15 protein-coding genes are annotated in these 14,623 nt (G+C 60.0%); 3 read left to right on the top strand and 12 right to left on the bottom strand.

The window, feature by feature from the left end; all coding sequences use genetic code 11:
• Positions 1-46: 46 nt before the first annotated feature.
• Together ppk1 and hemB are read right to left on the bottom strand one after the other, a co-directional pair.
• The gene (ppk1, locus tag ACQKEK_RS15060; RefSeq protein WP_499143625.1) at positions 47-2,251 is read right to left on the bottom strand and encodes a polyphosphate kinase 1; all 2,205 of its coding nucleotides are present in this window, start codon (positions 2,249-2,251) and stop codon (positions 47-49) included.
• 19 nt (positions 2,252-2,270) lie between these two features.
• Entirely contained in the window at positions 2,271-3,284 is a 1,014-nt protein-coding gene (hemB, locus tag ACQKEK_RS15055) for a porphobilinogen synthase (protein WP_499143624.1), read from the bottom strand.
• Positions 3,285-3,599: 315 nt separating this feature from the next.
• On the opposite strand from hemB, the gene elbB reads away from it, so the two are divergent.
• Positions 3,600-4,262 carry an isoprenoid biosynthesis glyoxalase ElbB gene (gene elbB / locus ACQKEK_RS15050; RefSeq protein ID WP_499143623.1) on the top strand — a complete coding sequence of 221 codons (663 nt, stop codon included), beginning with the start codon at positions 3,600-3,602 and terminating at the stop codon, positions 4,260-4,262.
• Between the two features lie 156 nt (positions 4,263-4,418).
• Positions 4,419-4,886, top strand: coding sequence for a thioesterase family protein (locus ACQKEK_RS15045; RefSeq protein ID WP_499143622.1), 468 nt, complete (start codon positions 4,419-4,421; stop codon positions 4,884-4,886).
• 48 nt (positions 4,887-4,934) lie between these two features.
• On the opposite strand, the gene ACQKEK_RS15040 is transcribed toward ACQKEK_RS15045, so the two are convergent.
• Genes ACQKEK_RS15040 through ACQKEK_RS15020 form a run of 5 tightly spaced genes read right to left on the bottom strand, consistent with a single transcriptional unit; the run spans position 4,935 to position 9,351 of the window.
• Positions 4,935-5,414, bottom strand: coding sequence for a YaiI/YqxD family protein (locus ACQKEK_RS15040; protein WP_499143621.1), 480 nt, complete (start codon positions 5,412-5,414; stop codon positions 4,935-4,937).
• On the bottom strand, positions 5,411-6,043 hold the full coding sequence (locus ACQKEK_RS15035) for a LysE family transporter (RefSeq protein ID WP_128120267.1): 633 nt from the start codon (positions 6,041-6,043) through the stop codon (positions 5,411-5,413). Before ACQKEK_RS15035 ends, ACQKEK_RS15040 begins: the two co-directional genes overlap by 4 nt.
• Positions 6,044-6,095: 52 nt before the next feature.
• Positions 6,096-6,857 (bottom strand): TerC family protein, encoded by a 762-nt coding sequence (locus ACQKEK_RS15030; protein ID WP_128120266.1) that lies wholly within the window; start codon positions 6,855-6,857, stop codon positions 6,096-6,098.
• A 5-nt stretch (positions 6,858-6,862) separates the two neighbouring features.
• Entirely contained in the window at positions 6,863-7,444 is a 582-nt protein-coding gene (locus tag ACQKEK_RS15025; protein WP_128120265.1) for a mechanosensitive ion channel family protein, read from the bottom strand.
• Positions 7,441-9,351: an ATP-binding cassette domain-containing protein gene (locus tag ACQKEK_RS15020; protein ID WP_128120264.1), complete on the bottom strand. Its 1,911-nt coding sequence runs from the start codon at positions 9,349-9,351 to the stop codon at positions 7,441-7,443. The genes ACQKEK_RS15025 and ACQKEK_RS15020 overlap by 4 nt, the downstream gene beginning before the upstream one ends.
• Before the next feature lie 68 nt (positions 9,352-9,419).
• On the opposite strand from ACQKEK_RS15020, the gene ACQKEK_RS15015 reads away from it, so the two are divergent.
• Positions 9,420-9,899 carry a TIGR02444 family protein gene (locus ACQKEK_RS15015; protein WP_499143620.1) on the top strand — a complete coding sequence of 160 codons (480 nt, stop codon included), beginning with the start codon at positions 9,420-9,422 and terminating at the stop codon, positions 9,897-9,899.
• Here ACQKEK_RS15015 and ACQKEK_RS15010 read toward each other — a convergent pair.
• The 5 genes from ACQKEK_RS15010 to ACQKEK_RS14990 all read right to left on the bottom strand — a co-directional run bounded on the left by ACQKEK_RS15010 (position 9,872) and on the right by ACQKEK_RS14990 (position 14,623).
• Positions 9,872-10,657 carry an AlgP family protein gene (locus ACQKEK_RS15010; RefSeq protein ID WP_499143619.1) on the bottom strand — a complete coding sequence of 262 codons (786 nt, stop codon included), beginning with the start codon at positions 10,655-10,657 and terminating at the stop codon, positions 9,872-9,874. The genes ACQKEK_RS15015 and ACQKEK_RS15010 overlap by 28 nt on opposite strands.
• Positions 10,658-10,772: 115 nt before the next feature.
• Positions 10,773-11,237 carry a sigma D regulator gene (gene rsd / locus ACQKEK_RS15005; protein ID WP_499143618.1) on the bottom strand — a complete coding sequence of 155 codons (465 nt, stop codon included), beginning with the start codon at positions 11,235-11,237 and terminating at the stop codon, positions 10,773-10,775.
• A 252-nt stretch (positions 11,238-11,489) separates the two neighbouring features.
• Positions 11,490-11,981, bottom strand: a complete 492-nt coding sequence (locus ACQKEK_RS15000; protein WP_045430867.1) for a disulfide bond formation protein B — start codon at positions 11,979-11,981, stop codon at positions 11,490-11,492.
• Positions 11,982-12,110: 129 nt separating this feature from the next.
• Positions 12,111-13,349: a heme biosynthesis HemY N-terminal domain-containing protein gene (locus ACQKEK_RS14995; protein WP_499143617.1), complete on the bottom strand. Its 1,239-nt coding sequence runs from the start codon at positions 13,347-13,349 to the stop codon at positions 12,111-12,113.
• Positions 13,346-14,623 carry a uroporphyrinogen-III C-methyltransferase gene (locus tag ACQKEK_RS14990; protein WP_499143616.1) on the bottom strand — a complete coding sequence of 426 codons (1,278 nt, stop codon included), beginning with the start codon at positions 14,621-14,623 and terminating at the stop codon, positions 13,346-13,348. The genes ACQKEK_RS14995 and ACQKEK_RS14990 overlap by 4 nt, the downstream gene beginning before the upstream one ends.

Genomic DNA, 14,623 nt, shown 5'->3' with positions numbered 1-14,623 from the left:
GTTTGGCAGCGGTGGACGAACCGCCGCCATCCCGATAACCGGACGTTTATCGCGCAGTCGGGCTTCCTAGACGCTCCAGCAACGTGTTCTGCACGTTGCGTGGATTCTGATTGCCGCTTGGGCTGTTACGCAGATAACTGCCGTCAGACTGCAGCACCCAGCTCTGAGTGTTGTCGGTCAGGAAGCCCTCCAGCTCCTTCTTCACCCGTGTCACCAGCTTCTTGCCCTCGACCGGGAAGCAGGTCTCGACCCGCCGATCCAGGTTGCGCTCCATCCAGTCGGCACTGGACAGGTAGAGCTTCTCATCACCGCCGTTGAGGAAATAGAACACTCGACTGTGCTCGAGGAAGCGGCCAATGATCGAGCGCACCTGAATGTTGTGTGAAACCCCGAGAATGCCTGGACGCAGGCAGCACATGCCGCGGACGATGAGATCGATGCGCACGCCGGTCTGGCTGGCCTTGTACAACGCCCGGATCATTTTCGCGTCGGTCAGCGAATTGACCTTGAGAATGATATGCGCCGGCTTGCCTTCGCTGGCGTGTTGCGTCTCCTGCGTGATCATGTCCAGCAACGCCTTCTTTAGGGTGAAGGGCGCGTGCAGCAGCTTTTTCATACGCATGGTCTTGCCCATGCCTATCAGCTGGCTGAACAACTTCGACACGTCCTCACAAAGCGCATCATCGGAAGTAAGCAGGCTGTAATCAGTGTAGAGCTTCGCATTGCCGGCATGGTAGTTGCCGGTACCCAGATGAGCGTAACGCCGAAGTTCACCATTCTCGCGTCGCAGGATCAGCATCATTTTGGCGTGCGTCTTATAGCCCACCACGCCATAGATCACCACGGCGCCGGCCTGCTGCAGGCGGCTGGCCAGCTGCAGATTGGATTCCTCATCGAAGCGCGCTCGTAGCTCGATCACCGCCGTAACCTCTTTGCCGTTACGCGCCGCTTCCACGAGGGCATCGACTATCTCGGAGTTGGCGCCTGAGCGGTACAGCGTCTGTTTGACGGCGAGAACGCAGGGATCCTTCGCCGCTTCGCGCAACAGATCGACCACCGGTGTGAACGACTCGTAGGGATGCAGCAGCAAGATGTCTTGCCGGCCAACGACATTGAAAATGTTTTCGCTGTTCTGCAACAACTTGGGAATTGCAGGCGTAAAAGGGGTGTATTGCAGTTCCGGGTGGCTTTCCAGCCCCGTGATACTGAACAGCCGAGTCAAGTTGACCGGCCCATTGACACGGTATAACTCGCTCTCGCTTAAAGTGAACTGCTTGAGTAAGAAGTCGGCCAGGTGCTTCGGACAGGTATCCACCACCTCTAGCCGTACCGCGTCGCCATAGCGGCGCGAAATCAGCTCGCCACGAAGCGCACGCGCCAAGTCTTCGACGTCCTCGGTATCGACCGATAGATCGGCATTACGCGTCAGACGGAACTGGTAACAACCCTTTACCTTCATGCCATGGAAAAGATCATCGGCGTGGGCATGAATCATCGAGGACAGGAACACATGGTTCGCCCCTGCCCCACCGACTTCTTCTGGCACCCGTATGACCCGCGGCAACAACCGAGGCGCCGGGATGATTGCCAACCCGGAATCACGGCCGAAGGCGTCGATACCTTCCAGCTCAACGATGAAGTTGAGGCTTTTATTGACCAGCAACGGGAACGGATGGGTGGGGTCCAGACCGATCGGCGTAATGATCGGAAGGATTTCGTCACGGAAGTAACGGCGCACCCAGGCCTTGATCTTGGTTGTCCAGTTTCGCCGACGAATGAAGCGCACCTGATGCTTGGCCAGTTCCGGCAGCACGATCTCGTTGAGGATCGAATACTGCCGGCTGACCTGCTCGTGGACCAGTTCGGAAATACGCGCCAGCGCCTGGTGCGGCTGCAGACCGTCTGCACCTGCCTGCTCACGCGCGAACGTGACTTGCTTCTTCAGCCCCGCAACGCGAATTTCGAAAAACTCATCGAGGTTGCTGGAAAAGATCAGCAGGAATTTGAGCCGTTCCAGTAGCGGATAGGACTCGTCCAGCGCCTGTTCCAACACGCGAATGTTGAATTGCAGCTGTGACAGCTCGCGGTGGATGTAGAGGCTGTTGTCGTCCAGATTCGGCGGGGGAGCCGGTGGCGCTGGCGCTTCCTCTGTCTTCTCTACCTCAGGCGCTGACGGGGCCATTTCCTCTAGGGGATGTACTTCAATGGCAGCAGCCTGCATTTCGCTTTCGCTAAGTCCCTGATTAGTCATCGATCTGCCTCGGGAGGGCTCATTGCCCCTGTTTTAATTGTTGTGCCGCCTGCTTGGCGAAATAGGTGAGGATGCCATCGGCACCTGCGCGCTTGAAGGCGGTCAGCGATTCGAGAATCACGGCATCGGTCAGCCAGCCGTTCTGAATTGCTGCCATGTGCATCGCATACTCGCCGCTGACCTGGTAGACGAAGGTCGGCACCCGAAAGGCATCGTTAACCCGCCAGAGAATGTCCAGATAGGGCATGCCCGGTTTGACCATGACCATGTCAGCGCCCTCTGAAAGGTCGGCGCCGACTTCGTGCAAGGCCTCGTCACCATTGGCCGGGTCCATCTGATAAGTGTTCTTGCTGCCCTTACCCAGATTCGCCGCCGAACCTACCGCATCGCGGAACGGCCCGTAGTAGGCACTGGCGTACTTGGCCGAATAAGCCATGATCCGCACATTGTGATGTTCAGCCACCTCCAGCGCCTCGCGTATCGCCTGGATGCGCCCATCCATCATGTCCGATGGCGCAACCACCTGCGCGCCCGCCTCAGCGTGGGACAGGGCCTGACGGACCAGCGCGTCGACCGTGACATCGTTTTGCACATAGCCATGCTCGTCAAGAATCCCGTCCTGGCCATGAGTGGTGAAGGGGTCCAGCGCAACGTCAGTGATGATGCCGAGCTCCGGGAAGCGCTCGCGCAGGGCCCGGGTGGCGCGCTGGGCGATGCCCTCAGGATTCCAGGCTTCCGCCGCATCGAGGGATTTCTTCTCCAGCGGCGTGACCGGGAACAGCGCCAACGCAGGAATACCCAGCGCGACCAGTTCCGCGGCTTCTTCCAACAACAAATCGATGGAAAGACGCTCCACGCCGGGCATCGACGGCACCTGCTCGCGGCGATTTTCGCCATCGAGAACAAACACGGGCAGGATCAGGTCATCCACGCTCAATCGATGCTCACGTACCAGTCGACGGGAAAAATCATCACGACGATTGCGGCGCAGCCGTGTAGCGGGGAACAAGCGATTGGCAGGAACGAAACTCACAACGAACTCCTGGCCCGCAGAACGGGCGAATATGACGTTTATAAGCCGACATCGTGACAGCTTGATGACATGCAATCAGCGCCGGCCCGAGATTGCGCTCATTGTCGCCACCAAGCGCGGGCACTGCCAGTGCTTTGAGCAGTGTATCGCCGAGCTGAAGTGCCTAGGCCAGACGCGCGCACAGTTGAACACCCGTCGCGATAAGGCATCCAACCCTTATCGCGATGGACTTACCTTGGGCTCCACCAAGGGCTAGCATCGAAGGCTGTCGCCTGGCGCAGTTGCCAGGCTGCTGAACTGACCAGGAGTATCTCAATGAACAGAAAAGTCGCCGTGATTCTTTCCGGCTGTGGCGTATACGACGGCTCGGAAATCTACGAGAGCGTGATCACGCTGTTGCGCCTGGATCAGCGTGGCGCCAAGGTCCAGTGCTTTGCGCCGAATATTGACCAGATGCATGTAATCAATCACCTAACCGGTGAAGAAATGCCGGAAAACCGCAACGTGCTGATCGAATCCGCGCGCTTGGCGCGGGGAGAGATTAAGGATCTTCGCGAAGCCAATGCCGAGGAGTTCGACGCGCTGATCGTGCCAGGCGGCTTTGGCGCTGCGAAAAACTTGTCCGACTTCGCCACCCAGGGCGCCAGCTGCAAGGTGCTTCCCGAAGTGTTAGCGCTGGCCCAAGCCTTTGCCGCGGCCGGCAAGCCGGTCGGCATGATGTGCATCGCGCCTACCATGGCGGCCCAGATCTTTGGCCGCGGCGTGGTCTGCACCCTGGGCAATGACGACGACCCGGCTGCAGCGGCGGCACGGGAGATGGGCGCCGAACATCAACCATGCGAAGTCACTGAGATTGTCGAGGACTCGCGGCATAACCTGGTGACCACTCCTGCCTATATGTTGGCCCAATCCATCAGCGACGCGGCTACGGGCATCTACAAGCTGGTCGATAGGGTGCTGGCCCTGACCGGCAAATAGCGCCTCGGCCAGCCTTGCCCCAGCTTTCAAGCCAAAGCGTGAGAGCTGAGGCATCGGCGTGGCGATACCGCCAATCTTACCGGCGCTCCCGCCGCGCCACTGGTCAATCCCCCCTCCCTCCGGCAGCTTAGTTCGCTCTGCTGGAGAGCCGCACGCATGAACGACCCGATCAATACCATCGAAGAACAACAACACGCGGTGCGCCAGCTGTTCGAGCGCATTCCGTTCAATGAATACCTGGGTATCGAACTGGATGAGGTGTCCCGCCAGCGCGTGGTGATGCACCTGCCAATGAAACGAGAGCTGGTCGGGAATTTCTTTCACGGCATTCTGCATGGCGGCGTGATCGCGTCGCTTCTCGACGTTGTCGGCGGCGCCATGGCTATGATCGGAGCCTTCGAGAAACATCAGCACCTGACCACCGAAGAGCGCGCCCTGCGCCTCTCGCGCCTCGGCACCATCGATCTGCGAATCGACTACCTACGCCCAGGACGCGGCAAACGCTTCAGTGCCGGCGCTACCTTATTGCGCTCCGGCAACAAGGTAGCGGTGGTTCGCTCCGAACTGCACAACGAAGAAGGGGTGCTGATCGCAGTAGGGACAGGCACCTATCTTTGCGGCTGATCCGAAGCGACCTTAAACGGAACAGCACCTCGCGCCAGTCGTGTTTGCTTAGCGGACGCCGGCTCGAGCCAGCTGCGTCAGCAGGCGGTCCAGCGCGTTGGCAAACGCTTGCCGATCACGGTCGCCGTAGGCACCCTGCCCACCGCCTACCTGACCCTGCTCACGCAAGTCAGTGAACAGGTTGCGCACCGCTAGACGATCGCCCATGTTGCGCTCGTCGAATTCACGACCGCGCGGATCGAGGGCCGCCACGCCTTTTTTCACCAGTCGATCGGCCAGCGGCACATCGCTGCAAATCACCAGTTCGCCAGGCTGCGCATGCTCGACCAGATAGTCATCTGCCGCGTCCGGGCCGCTCGGCACGACGATGAGACGAATACAGGTGAAGGCCGGCTTGATCTGGCTCTGGCCCGCCACTAGCAGCACCTCGAACTTGCGCTTCAGGGCGAACTTGATCAGCTGTTCTTTGGCTGCCTTGGGACAGGCATCAGCGTCAACCCATACCCGAAGCGGTGCAGCCCCCGTCATGCCACAGCCCGCCGCACCGTAGCCAGCAAAGCGGCAGCACCGGCGAACATAGCGGCGAAACTACGGTTGACCAGGCGCTGCTGACGCGGCGTGCGCAGCAAGCGCAAAACCCGGGAAGCCAATCCTGTATAGCCCGCCATGACGATCAGGTCGACCACCACCATCGTCGTTCCCATATGCAGGTACTGCAGTACCAGATCGCGCTGTGGATCGAGAAACTGCGGCAGCACAGCGAGAATGAACACAATGGCTTTAGGATTGCTGGCATTGACCAGAAAACCGCGGAACACCAAGGCTAACGGGCGGCCGATCGGTCGCGGCGCAGCGCTGTCGTCAAGCATCGATGGCACCGCCTGCCACTGCTTAAGCGCCAGCCACAACAGATAGATGACCCCGAACCATTTGATCAGGCTGAAGGCGAGCGACGAGGTCGCCAGCACCGCGCCGACACCGGCGGCCACTACGGCTATCTGCATCGCCAGCGCAATCTGCAAACCGATCGCGTTCCAATAACCGCGCCAGAAGCCGTACTGCAATCCACACGACATCGAGGCGATCGCACCCGCCCCTGGAGACAGGCTGATGACCCAACAGGCAACAAGAAAGGCAAGCCAGGTTTCGAGCGTCATGATTGATCCCCCAAGAAGCTGCGCCTGACAGGCGCAGCTTTCAGCACAGCCCTTAGTCCGGTATGTCTTTGCCGAGCTTGACCGGCTCCTTCAGCTTGCGATTCATCGCTTTGCGCATACGAATGTTGATCGCCTCAACCCCTAGCGAGAACGCCATGGCGAAGTACACGTAGCCCTTGGGCACATGCGCGCCGAAGGCTTCCGCCACCAGCAGGGTGCCGACCACAATCAGGAACGACAGCGCGAGGATTTTCAGCGTCGGATGCTTCTCGATGAAGTCGCTGATGGTGCCAGCGGCGAGCATCATTACCCCGACGGCAATCACGATTGCGGCCACCATCACCTGCACGTTGTCCACCAGGCCCACTGCGGTGATCACCGAGTCCAGCGAGAAGACGATATCGATCACTGCGATCTGCAGGATGATGCCAACGAAGCCTGCCTTGACCGCACCTCCCGTGGTGCCGCCCGACTCTTCTTCCCCTTCAACGCTATGCCAGATTTCCATGGTGCTCTTGAACAGCAGGAACAAGCCGCCGAAAAACAGGATCAGGTCACGCCCGGACACACCGTGCTCGAATACGGTGAACAAATCATTGGTCAGGCGCATGACCCAGGCGATCGATAGCAACAAGAGAATCCGCGTGCCCATTGCCAAGGCCAGGCCGAAGAAACGCGCCTTGGGTTGCTGTTCCTTCGGCAAACGCCCGACGAGGATGGAAATGAAGATAATGTTGTCGATACCCAGGACGATTTCCAGGGCGGTCAGGGTCAAAAAGGCGACCCATATTTCGGGGCTGCTAAGCCATTCCATGCGTGCTACTCGTGTGCGTTGTGATGAGGGGGCTGGATCTCGGTGCCACGCCAGCGGCGCAACACCTTCTGGAAGAACAGACTGTTAGGAACCTGAACGATTGCACCGGTTCCGCTATCGGCTGACTCCTCCAGCGTGGTGTAAAGCAGGTTTATGTCGATGACTCGGCCCTTGACGATGGGCTTGTCGAAACTCTCCACTAGTTCCACCATGTCGCCCAACCGAAACGGCCCAACGGTCATGATGAGCACAGCGCAGAGCAGGTTGGAGAGCACGCTCCAGATCGCAAAGAAGGCCACGGCTGCGACTGCCACGAACCCAGAGAAGGCGGTCCAAATGACGGTGGCCGAAACTCCGACGCGCTCGAGCACCATGATCAGCGCACCGCCAATAATGAACCAGCGAATCCCGCCACGCAGCGGCAAAAGCAGTTCAGGCGGAAGCGGATAGCGACTGCCGAGCCGTGAAAGCCCACGTACGACGAGCCGCTGAAGAATATAGGCGACCAGCAGAATCAACAGTATCTGCAATCCGAGCAGTAACTGATCGCTCCATCTTTGCGAAAAAATCAACCACCGCTCGCTCACAGGCTCGCCTCAAGTTGGCTTTGTAGAACTTCAAGCGATTCGAGCGCCTCCAGCCAAGCCTCTTCCAGTTCGCCTTCGCGCACCTTCAGTTCAGCCTGCTTGGCCAGCAGCTCGCGCAGCTCATCCTTGCGAGCCGACTCGTATACGTCTGAATCAGCGAGACGCGCCTCCAGCGGCGCGAGCTTTTCGTGAATATCAGCCAAAGACTTTTCGAGCTTTTCGGCTTGCCGTTTCAACGGAGCCAATTGCTGACGCAAGGTAGCCGCAGCCTGGCGGGCGGCGCGTTTATCAGTCTTTTCACCCGTGGCCTCCACTGGGCTCAGCGGCTGCTGGCGGGAACGGTAGTCGACCAGCCAGCGAGCGTAGTCCTCAAGGTCACCTTCGAACTCCACTACCCGGCCTTCTGCAACCAGCAGGAATTCATCGGTCGTGCTTTTCAGCAAGTGCCGGTCGTGGGACACGACGAGCACGGCCCCCTCGAAGTCCTGCAAGGCCAGCGTCAACGCCAGCCGCATCTCGAGATCGAGGTGGTTGGTCGGCTCGTCGAGCAGCAACAGATTGGGTTTGCCCCAGGCGATCAGCGCTAGCGCGAGCCTCGCCTTTTCACCGCCGGAGAAATTAAGGACCGGTTCATCGCAGCGATTGCCGCGGAAATCGAAACCCCCGAGAAAGTCACGCAGTACCTGCTCCCGCTCGCCAGGGGCGATACGCTGCAGATGTAATAGCGGGCTGGCCTTGGCGTCCAGAGCGTCTAGCTGATGCTGGGCAAAATAGCCGATGACAAGATTCTCGCCGCGCTGCAGGCGTCCACCCAAGGGCTGCAGCTCGTTGGCCAGCGTCTTGATCAGCGTAGATTTCCCCGCTCCGTTGGGGCCAAGCAAACCGATACGGGCGCCAGGCACCAGCTGCAGCTTGACCTTGTCCAGCACAATCTTGTCACCGTAACCAAGGCTTCCTTGTTCCAGATCCAGCAGCGGGCTGGAGACCTTATCCGCCTCGCGAAAAACGAAGTCGAACGGCGAATCGATATGCGCCGGGGCCAACTCCTCAAGCTTTTCCAGGGCCTTGATCCGGCTCTGCGCCTGTCGCGCTTTGCTCGCCTTGGCCTTGAAGCGCCGAATAAAGTCCTCCATGTGCTCGCGCTGTGCCTGTTGCTTTTCGAACGCCTGCTGCTGCTGCGCCAGGCGCTCGGCCCGGGCCCGTTCAAAGGCCGAATAGCCCCCGCGATAGAGCGTCAGCTTGCGCTGCTCGACATGCACCACATGACCGACCACCTCGTCGAGGAAGTCGCGATCATGGGAAATCAGCATCAGTGTGCCCGGATAGCTCTTAAGCCAGGCTTCCAGCCAGAGAATGGCATCCAGATCGAGGTGGTTGGTGGGTTCGTCGAGCAGCAACAGATCAGACGGACACATCAGCGCCTGCGCCAGATTCAGACGCATCCGCCAACCTCCCGAGAAGCTGCTTACTGGCAGATCCATTTGCTCATTGGCAAAACCCAGGCCGGCCAACAACTTGCGTGCCCGTGCGTCAGCGGTATAGCCGTCGGCGTTATCGAGCTCGGTATGCAAGCGAGCCAGTGCCCCGCCGTCAGAGGCTGCTTCAGCTTCGATCAACGCACCCTGAATACGGCGCAGCTCGGTATCGCCGTCCAGCACGTAATCGACCGCCAACCGATCGAGCGTATCGACCTCCTGGCGCATGTGTGCAATGCGCCAGTCGGGCGGCAGCTGGCAGTCGCCCTCGTCGGGGGTGAATTCGCCGCGTAGCAAGGCGAACAGGCTGGACTTACCGGCGCCATTGGCGCCAACCAGCCCGACCTTATGGCCAGGATGAAGGGTCAGCTCGGCGCCTTCCAGCAAACGCTGCGGGCCGCGCTGTAGAGTCAGGTTCTGAAGTCGGATCATAATGGCGGCGGAGTTTATCAGGTCGCCCGGAAATCCATCCGGCTGCTCATGAAAAAAACCAATTACAGATGAACAACGACGAACTCTGGAATTTTGCCCTCGCCTGTTACGCAGAGCCCGGCGTGGAAAAGGCGTGTCTTGAGTTGCAGGCGCTCGGGGTGGACGTTTGCTTGCTGCTCACCTGCGTCTGGTTGGAAATTCGGGGCGTCCACCAAAATGCGCAGCGATTGGAAGAACTGAAACAGCTCAGCAAGGACTGGCAGAGCACAGTGGTATTGCCCCTGCGAAATCTGCGTCAGGCTTGGCGTGAGCAGGCAGCCATCGACACCGAACTCGCCAGCTTGCGCCAGCGCGTCAAAACGCTGGAGCTAGACGCCGAACGAACTCAGCTCGATCGCCTGCAGCAGGCAACGCAGCATTGGTTGCGGGAGGACGGATCTAACAACTGGCTGAACCAGCTATGCACGGGGATCGACGGCGACCCCGATGCATTGCTGATCGTGCTGCGCCGTGCAGCTTCTCAGCTGGATGCAGGCGGGGCGGACTGATCCGCACTGCCGGCCTTGGTTGATGCGGGCTTGCGTGTGGCAGCAGGCTTGCGCGGTGCAGCGGGCTTGGCAGAGCTGGATGACTTGGTGGGAGCAGGTTTTGGCTTCGCACGGCTATTGGCAGGCCTAGCGGGCCGTTTCGGAGCGCCACTTTCGGCTGCGCCCAAGCCGCTGGGCGCATTAGCCGTGGAGGACTTGCTATCCGCAACTTTTGAGGCTGCTGTTCGGGCGCGGGTTGTGGCTGGCTTGCTCGCTGCCGGGCTCGAGCTGGTGGAAGATTGCTTGGCAGGAGCTGGCTTGGTTGACGATGGCGCAGCCTTGCGTTGCGCTGAAGCCGAACGTGACGGCGTGGCCTTGCTGCGCGATGCCAGTGCTTGCGCCGCAGCCTTTTCAACCTGAGCGACACCTTGCGCCAGGTTCAAGCTCTGCTCGGCGTCGCGTTTGAGGTCAGCCAGGTAACTCAAGGTCTCGTTCTGCCGTGACTGCAGCAAGGCAAGCATGTCATCCAGTTCGGCCAGTTTGGACCGAGCCTTGCTTTGCGCCTTCGACTTTCCAGCATTGCCGGCCTCGTCGAGCTTGGCGCGCGCTTTGATCAATTTTTCCTGCGTCTTGCCACGCTGCTTTTCAAGCTTGGCCAGGAGGATCTCTGCTTCCTTCTGTGCATCAGTGCAGGCTTTTTCCAGATGCACGACCAGACTTTTCGATAGCTGCTGAAGCAAGTGCAGCGGGGTAGTGACCGCGTTTTTCTTTGCTGGCATGGAAGCGCCTCCTGGCGGAAATGGTGCAGCCATACTAGACGGGCCGCAGCGATCCGCCAACCGATCAGCGAAGCGTGCTACAAGCGATCCTTCGCTCGCAGCTGACCGGCATCGGTCAGGCGGTAGCAGCAGGCTCTTTATGCGCGGTGTGCAGCACTTCGATCAGGCAGTCTTCAAGTTCGAAGCGCTCGTGCAGCAACTGGCCCAGACGCTTCAGCTCTTCTGGAAGACCGGGGCTTTCGAGACAGTCGCCTTTGTCGCACCGGTCATTGAAAGCAACCGCCACCTGGGTAATCGCCTCGATACGAGGATAAATCTGACGCGCCAGATCCAGCCCTCGCTTGTCACCAAAGGCTTCTGCTTCGTTAAGCAGTTGCTCGTAGATCTCGAAATGACCAGCCGACACATAGTCGAGCAAGATTTCGCAGAATTTTTGCAAGGCCGGGCGAGTAGCCGCTTCGGCACCCTCATGCAACCCTTCGAATGCGTTGATCAATGCATGGCGTTCCTGCAGCCAGCGGTCGATCAGCAGGTGCACACCTCCCCAGCGTTCCTGGGCGTTCCGACAGCTCTCGAGCATGATGACCTCACTTTCCCTAATCGATGATGCCTGTTGCGCCTTCCGAGACGGTTTTTTGTCTTGGGATATCGGCCTTGGGTGAGTGACAGCGAAATTGGCAGAAAACCGACGCCGCCAGGGCAGACTAAGCTGCGCGGAACGAAGCATCAAGCAGCAAGGATGAAATTCAACCGGCATCACTGAGCATGACCGCTTCGCCCTGCTCATTGACCATCAGGCGGGGCGATCATTCGCCCTGCCTCGACAAAAAGCCTAGTCGCGGCGCAGCAACTGCCAGAAACAGAACAGGGCCATTGCAATGAATGCGAGCAGCGTCCACTCCGGAATACTCATTCCGAGCAGTGTCCAGGTAACTTCGGCACACTCGGCGGTACCGTGAAGCACCAAGCGGGCAATTTCCTGGAACGGCAACGCATCCATCATGTATTCGAGACTGGGCAGGCAGCTCGGCAGCTGGTCGGCAGGCATGTTCTGCAGCCATATCTGGCGTATCGCCGTGCCCCCACCAGCAACGGCGAACAGCAATGCCATGACCGAATAAACACGGCGACCGGTCTTGCGTGGGCCATGCAGCGCAGCGACCAGACAGACCAGGCCGAAGCCGATAACGCAGATTCGCTGAACGATGCAAAGCGGGCAGGGAACCAGCCCGACAACGTGCTCGAGATACAGGGCAGCGACCATCATCAACGCGCAGCCGATGAAGGCCAGAAGAAACAGCGAACGTGGGCTGGCCAGGTTCATGGCAACTCCGCAGACAGGAAAAGTTCGCTACGGTAGTGCGGCAGGCGGCGAGCTGCAAGCCATACGCAAATCGCCGCGGCGGCGCGGGACGGGCGTCACTACCCGGGCTGCCGCGCCGACTGCCAACCGCTAACTGCTGCTGGTGGTTTGTATCCGGTTGGCGCTGGATTGATCGAGGAGCCCCAACCCTTCTTGGAACAGCCGGTTGCTGCGCTCGTTGTCCCCTAGCTGGGCCAGCAACCGGGCCAGCTCGGCGCAGGTTTCCGGACGGTGTTCGAAGCGCAGGCTGGCCTCAAGATAATCGCGTGCCTTGCCCCAAAGCGCGTTGCGCATGCTCAGCCGGCCAAGCGCAAGCAGCAGCTCTGCGTTCTCCGGATTAGCCTTGAGCCAGCCTTCAGCATTCGCCAGCTGACGCGCCGGGTCTTGACCGCGCACCCGGCCGTAGCGCTCGACCAAGCGATCATCGTACTGTCGCTTGAGCGCTGCGTAGAGCACCTCTTCGGCTTTAGCATCCGCCCCCAAGCGGGACAGACCGTCAGCGTAGGCCCGCACCAGCAGCGACTCACTGCGCAACCCCGACGGTACGGTTTGCCACTTCTGATTGAGGGCCTGCAACGCGTCCTCATTACTGGCTGCCGGGGCTTGACCACTTTGCTCAATCGCCGCTGTCCAAGCCAGCAATTCAAGCTCACTCAGGCGAGCCGGTGGCAACACGCGGTGCTTGCGCAGCTCGGGTAGCAAACTGCACAAAGCCGACCAGTCTTCGAGCTGAACGTACAGCTGCTGCAACAAGGTCAACACGTAGGGATGACGGGGATGGTCGCTGTGCAGCGCGTTGAGTGTTTCCCGCGCCTCGCCATATTGGCCCCTCGCAATTTGCAGCTGAGCGTGGGTCAGGCCAACCGCAAGGCCTGACTCGGGGTCGCGCTCCCTTGCTTTGCGGAGCAGCTCGTCGCTTTGCTCGTGCTCGCCCAGTTCATTGGCGGCACGTGCGGCGCCAAGGTAATGCACCAACGGCTGGTGGTCGTGCTCGGCAGCGGAGCGCAAATGACCCAAGGCTTGATTCCATTGTCCCTCGGCCAACTCGCGTAAACCGCTGCGTGATGCCTTGCTGACACGACGCTCACGGTGACGACGCGACCACGGATTGACCAGTGCGCCAGACGTGTGCAACAGACCGAGCAACCAGTGCACCACCATCGCCAACAACCAGAGGCATGCGATCAAACCAAGAAAGATCCAGAAGCTCGACTCGTAACGGAAGCGGTCATAGCTGATCAGGACATAGCCCGGGTCCTGTGCGATAGCCCAGCCGAGGAACCCGACAACCGCGATAAACAGGATCAGGACAAAGGCGAATCGCTTCATGCGCGCTGCCCCTCTTCCGCTGGCGGCTCATCGGAAGCTGGCTCATCGGCTGTCGGCTGGTCAGGTTCCGGGGTCGCTTTGTCTGTGGGCTGTGCTGGGCCGCTGTCAGCAGGCGACCCAGCGCTTTCGGACGACTCACGTTTCTGCACATAGGTCTGCAATGCGCGGAGCGCCGGTGAGAGGTCCGGCAGGCTGACCGACACTTGGCGCTTTTTCAGTTCTTCGATACGGTCGCGCAGCCCTCGGCTCTGACCGTTTTCCTCGCTGAAGTGATCCTTGATCAGCTGCCCCGCCTGATCCAACGATTGCTGGTAGACCTTTTCGTTGCCATTGAGCACGGCCCACTGCGCCTGCTCGATGGCCAGCGACAACGCCAACCGCACCTGCGCCAGGCTCTGACCGGCAAGCAGCGGCTTGGCGCTATTGCCAGCGTCGAAATCAATACGGACATAACGTGTCAGCTCATTTAGCCAACGCTGCCAGCCGCTATCGGCCTGGCCACCTGTGGCGCCTTGACCCTCCTCGAATTCAGGAGCCAGGCCGTTGAGCTGATTGGCCTGACCGCGCAACGCACCAAGCTGGAGAAACAATCCGGTCCGGTCCAGCTCCGGCAGACTGCGCAACGCTTCAAGCCCTTCGAGCAATTGCTGTCGAGCGGCGTACGCCCCCGGATCATCCTGTTTACGCAAGATAAGATCCGCCTCGGCGAGCAGCGATTCGGCGCTGTTCACGTCTTGCATCGCCGACAGACGCAACATCGCCATGCGCAACAGATGCTCGGCTTCAGCGAGGCGCCACTGCTCACGACTGGCCCCAAGGACCTGCTCGACACGCCCCGCCAGGCGCTGCTGATCGCTTTGCAGCTCTGTAAGCAAGCGGCGACGTTCCTCAAGCTGGTCGGCCGAGGGCAGTTGCTCGAGCTTGCCGAGGCGGCTGGCCAGTTGCTCGCTGCGCTCGCTCAACTGTCGGGTTTGTTCGCTCGTAGTCTGTGCCGACTGTTGCTGTTGCTGCTCCTGATCGGCCAGCTGCTGAGTCTGCCAGACGCTGTAGCCCCCTGCTGCCAGACCCGCCAAGCCGAACAGCAGGGCCAGACCGGCCAATCCTTTGCCGCTGCCACGCGCATCGGCGGAGGAACCGGCCGGCGTTTTCGGTGGTGGCGCCTTGGGCGCCTCTTTCGAATCCTTCTGCGGCTCTTTCTTCACAGGATTTTGAGCGGCGACAGAGTCGTTGCCCTTCGGTTGCTGCGGTGCCTTGTCGGAGTCTACTTCGCTCAC

The organism is Pseudomonas sp. NPDC077408 (assembly GCF_050269105.1).
In the GTDB taxonomy this organism is placed as follows: domain Bacteria; phylum Pseudomonadota; class Gammaproteobacteria; order Pseudomonadales; family Pseudomonadaceae; genus Stutzerimonas.
The sequence above is the reverse complement of the archived record's forward strand: the minus strand, read 5'-3'. Positions and strand labels throughout refer to the sequence as shown.

Bases quoted from the DNA above. Each gene is read 5' to 3' on its own strand.
- ppk1 (WP_499143625.1), bottom strand. From the start codon at position 2,251: ATGACTAATCAGGGACTTAGCGAAAGCGAAATGCAGGCTGCTGCCATT.
- elbB (WP_499143623.1), top strand. From the start codon at position 3,600: ATGAACAGAAAAGTCGCCGTGATTCTTTCCGGCTGTGGCGTATACGAC.
- ACQKEK_RS15045 (WP_499143622.1), top strand. From the start codon at position 4,419: ATGAACGACCCGATCAATACCATCGAAGAACAACAACACGCGGTGCGC.
- ACQKEK_RS15040 (WP_499143621.1), bottom strand. From the start codon at position 5,414: ATGACGGGGGCTGCACCGCTTCGGGTATGGGTTGACGCTGATGCCTGT.
- ACQKEK_RS15035 (WP_128120267.1), bottom strand. From the start codon at position 6,043: ATGACGCTCGAAACCTGGCTTGCCTTTCTTGTTGCCTGTTGGGTCATC.
- ACQKEK_RS15030 (WP_128120266.1), bottom strand. From the start codon at position 6,857: ATGGAATGGCTTAGCAGCCCCGAAATATGGGTCGCCTTTTTGACCCTG.
- ACQKEK_RS15020 (WP_128120264.1), bottom strand. From the start codon at position 9,351: ATGATCCGACTTCAGAACCTGACTCTACAGCGCGGCCCGCAGCGTTTG.
- ACQKEK_RS15015 (WP_499143620.1), top strand. From the start codon at position 9,420: ATGAACAACGACGAACTCTGGAATTTTGCCCTCGCCTGTTACGCAGAG.
- ACQKEK_RS15010 (WP_499143619.1), bottom strand. From the start codon at position 10,657: ATGCCAGCAAAGAAAAACGCGGTCACTACCCCGCTGCACTTGCTTCAG.
- rsd (WP_499143618.1), bottom strand. From the start codon at position 11,237: ATGCTCGAGAGCTGTCGGAACGCCCAGGAACGCTGGGGAGGTGTGCAC.
- ACQKEK_RS15000 (WP_045430867.1), bottom strand. From the start codon at position 11,981: ATGAACCTGGCCAGCCCACGTTCGCTGTTTCTTCTGGCCTTCATCGGC.
- ACQKEK_RS14995 (WP_499143617.1), bottom strand. From the start codon at position 13,349: ATGAAGCGATTCGCCTTTGTCCTGATCCTGTTTATCGCGGTTGTCGGG.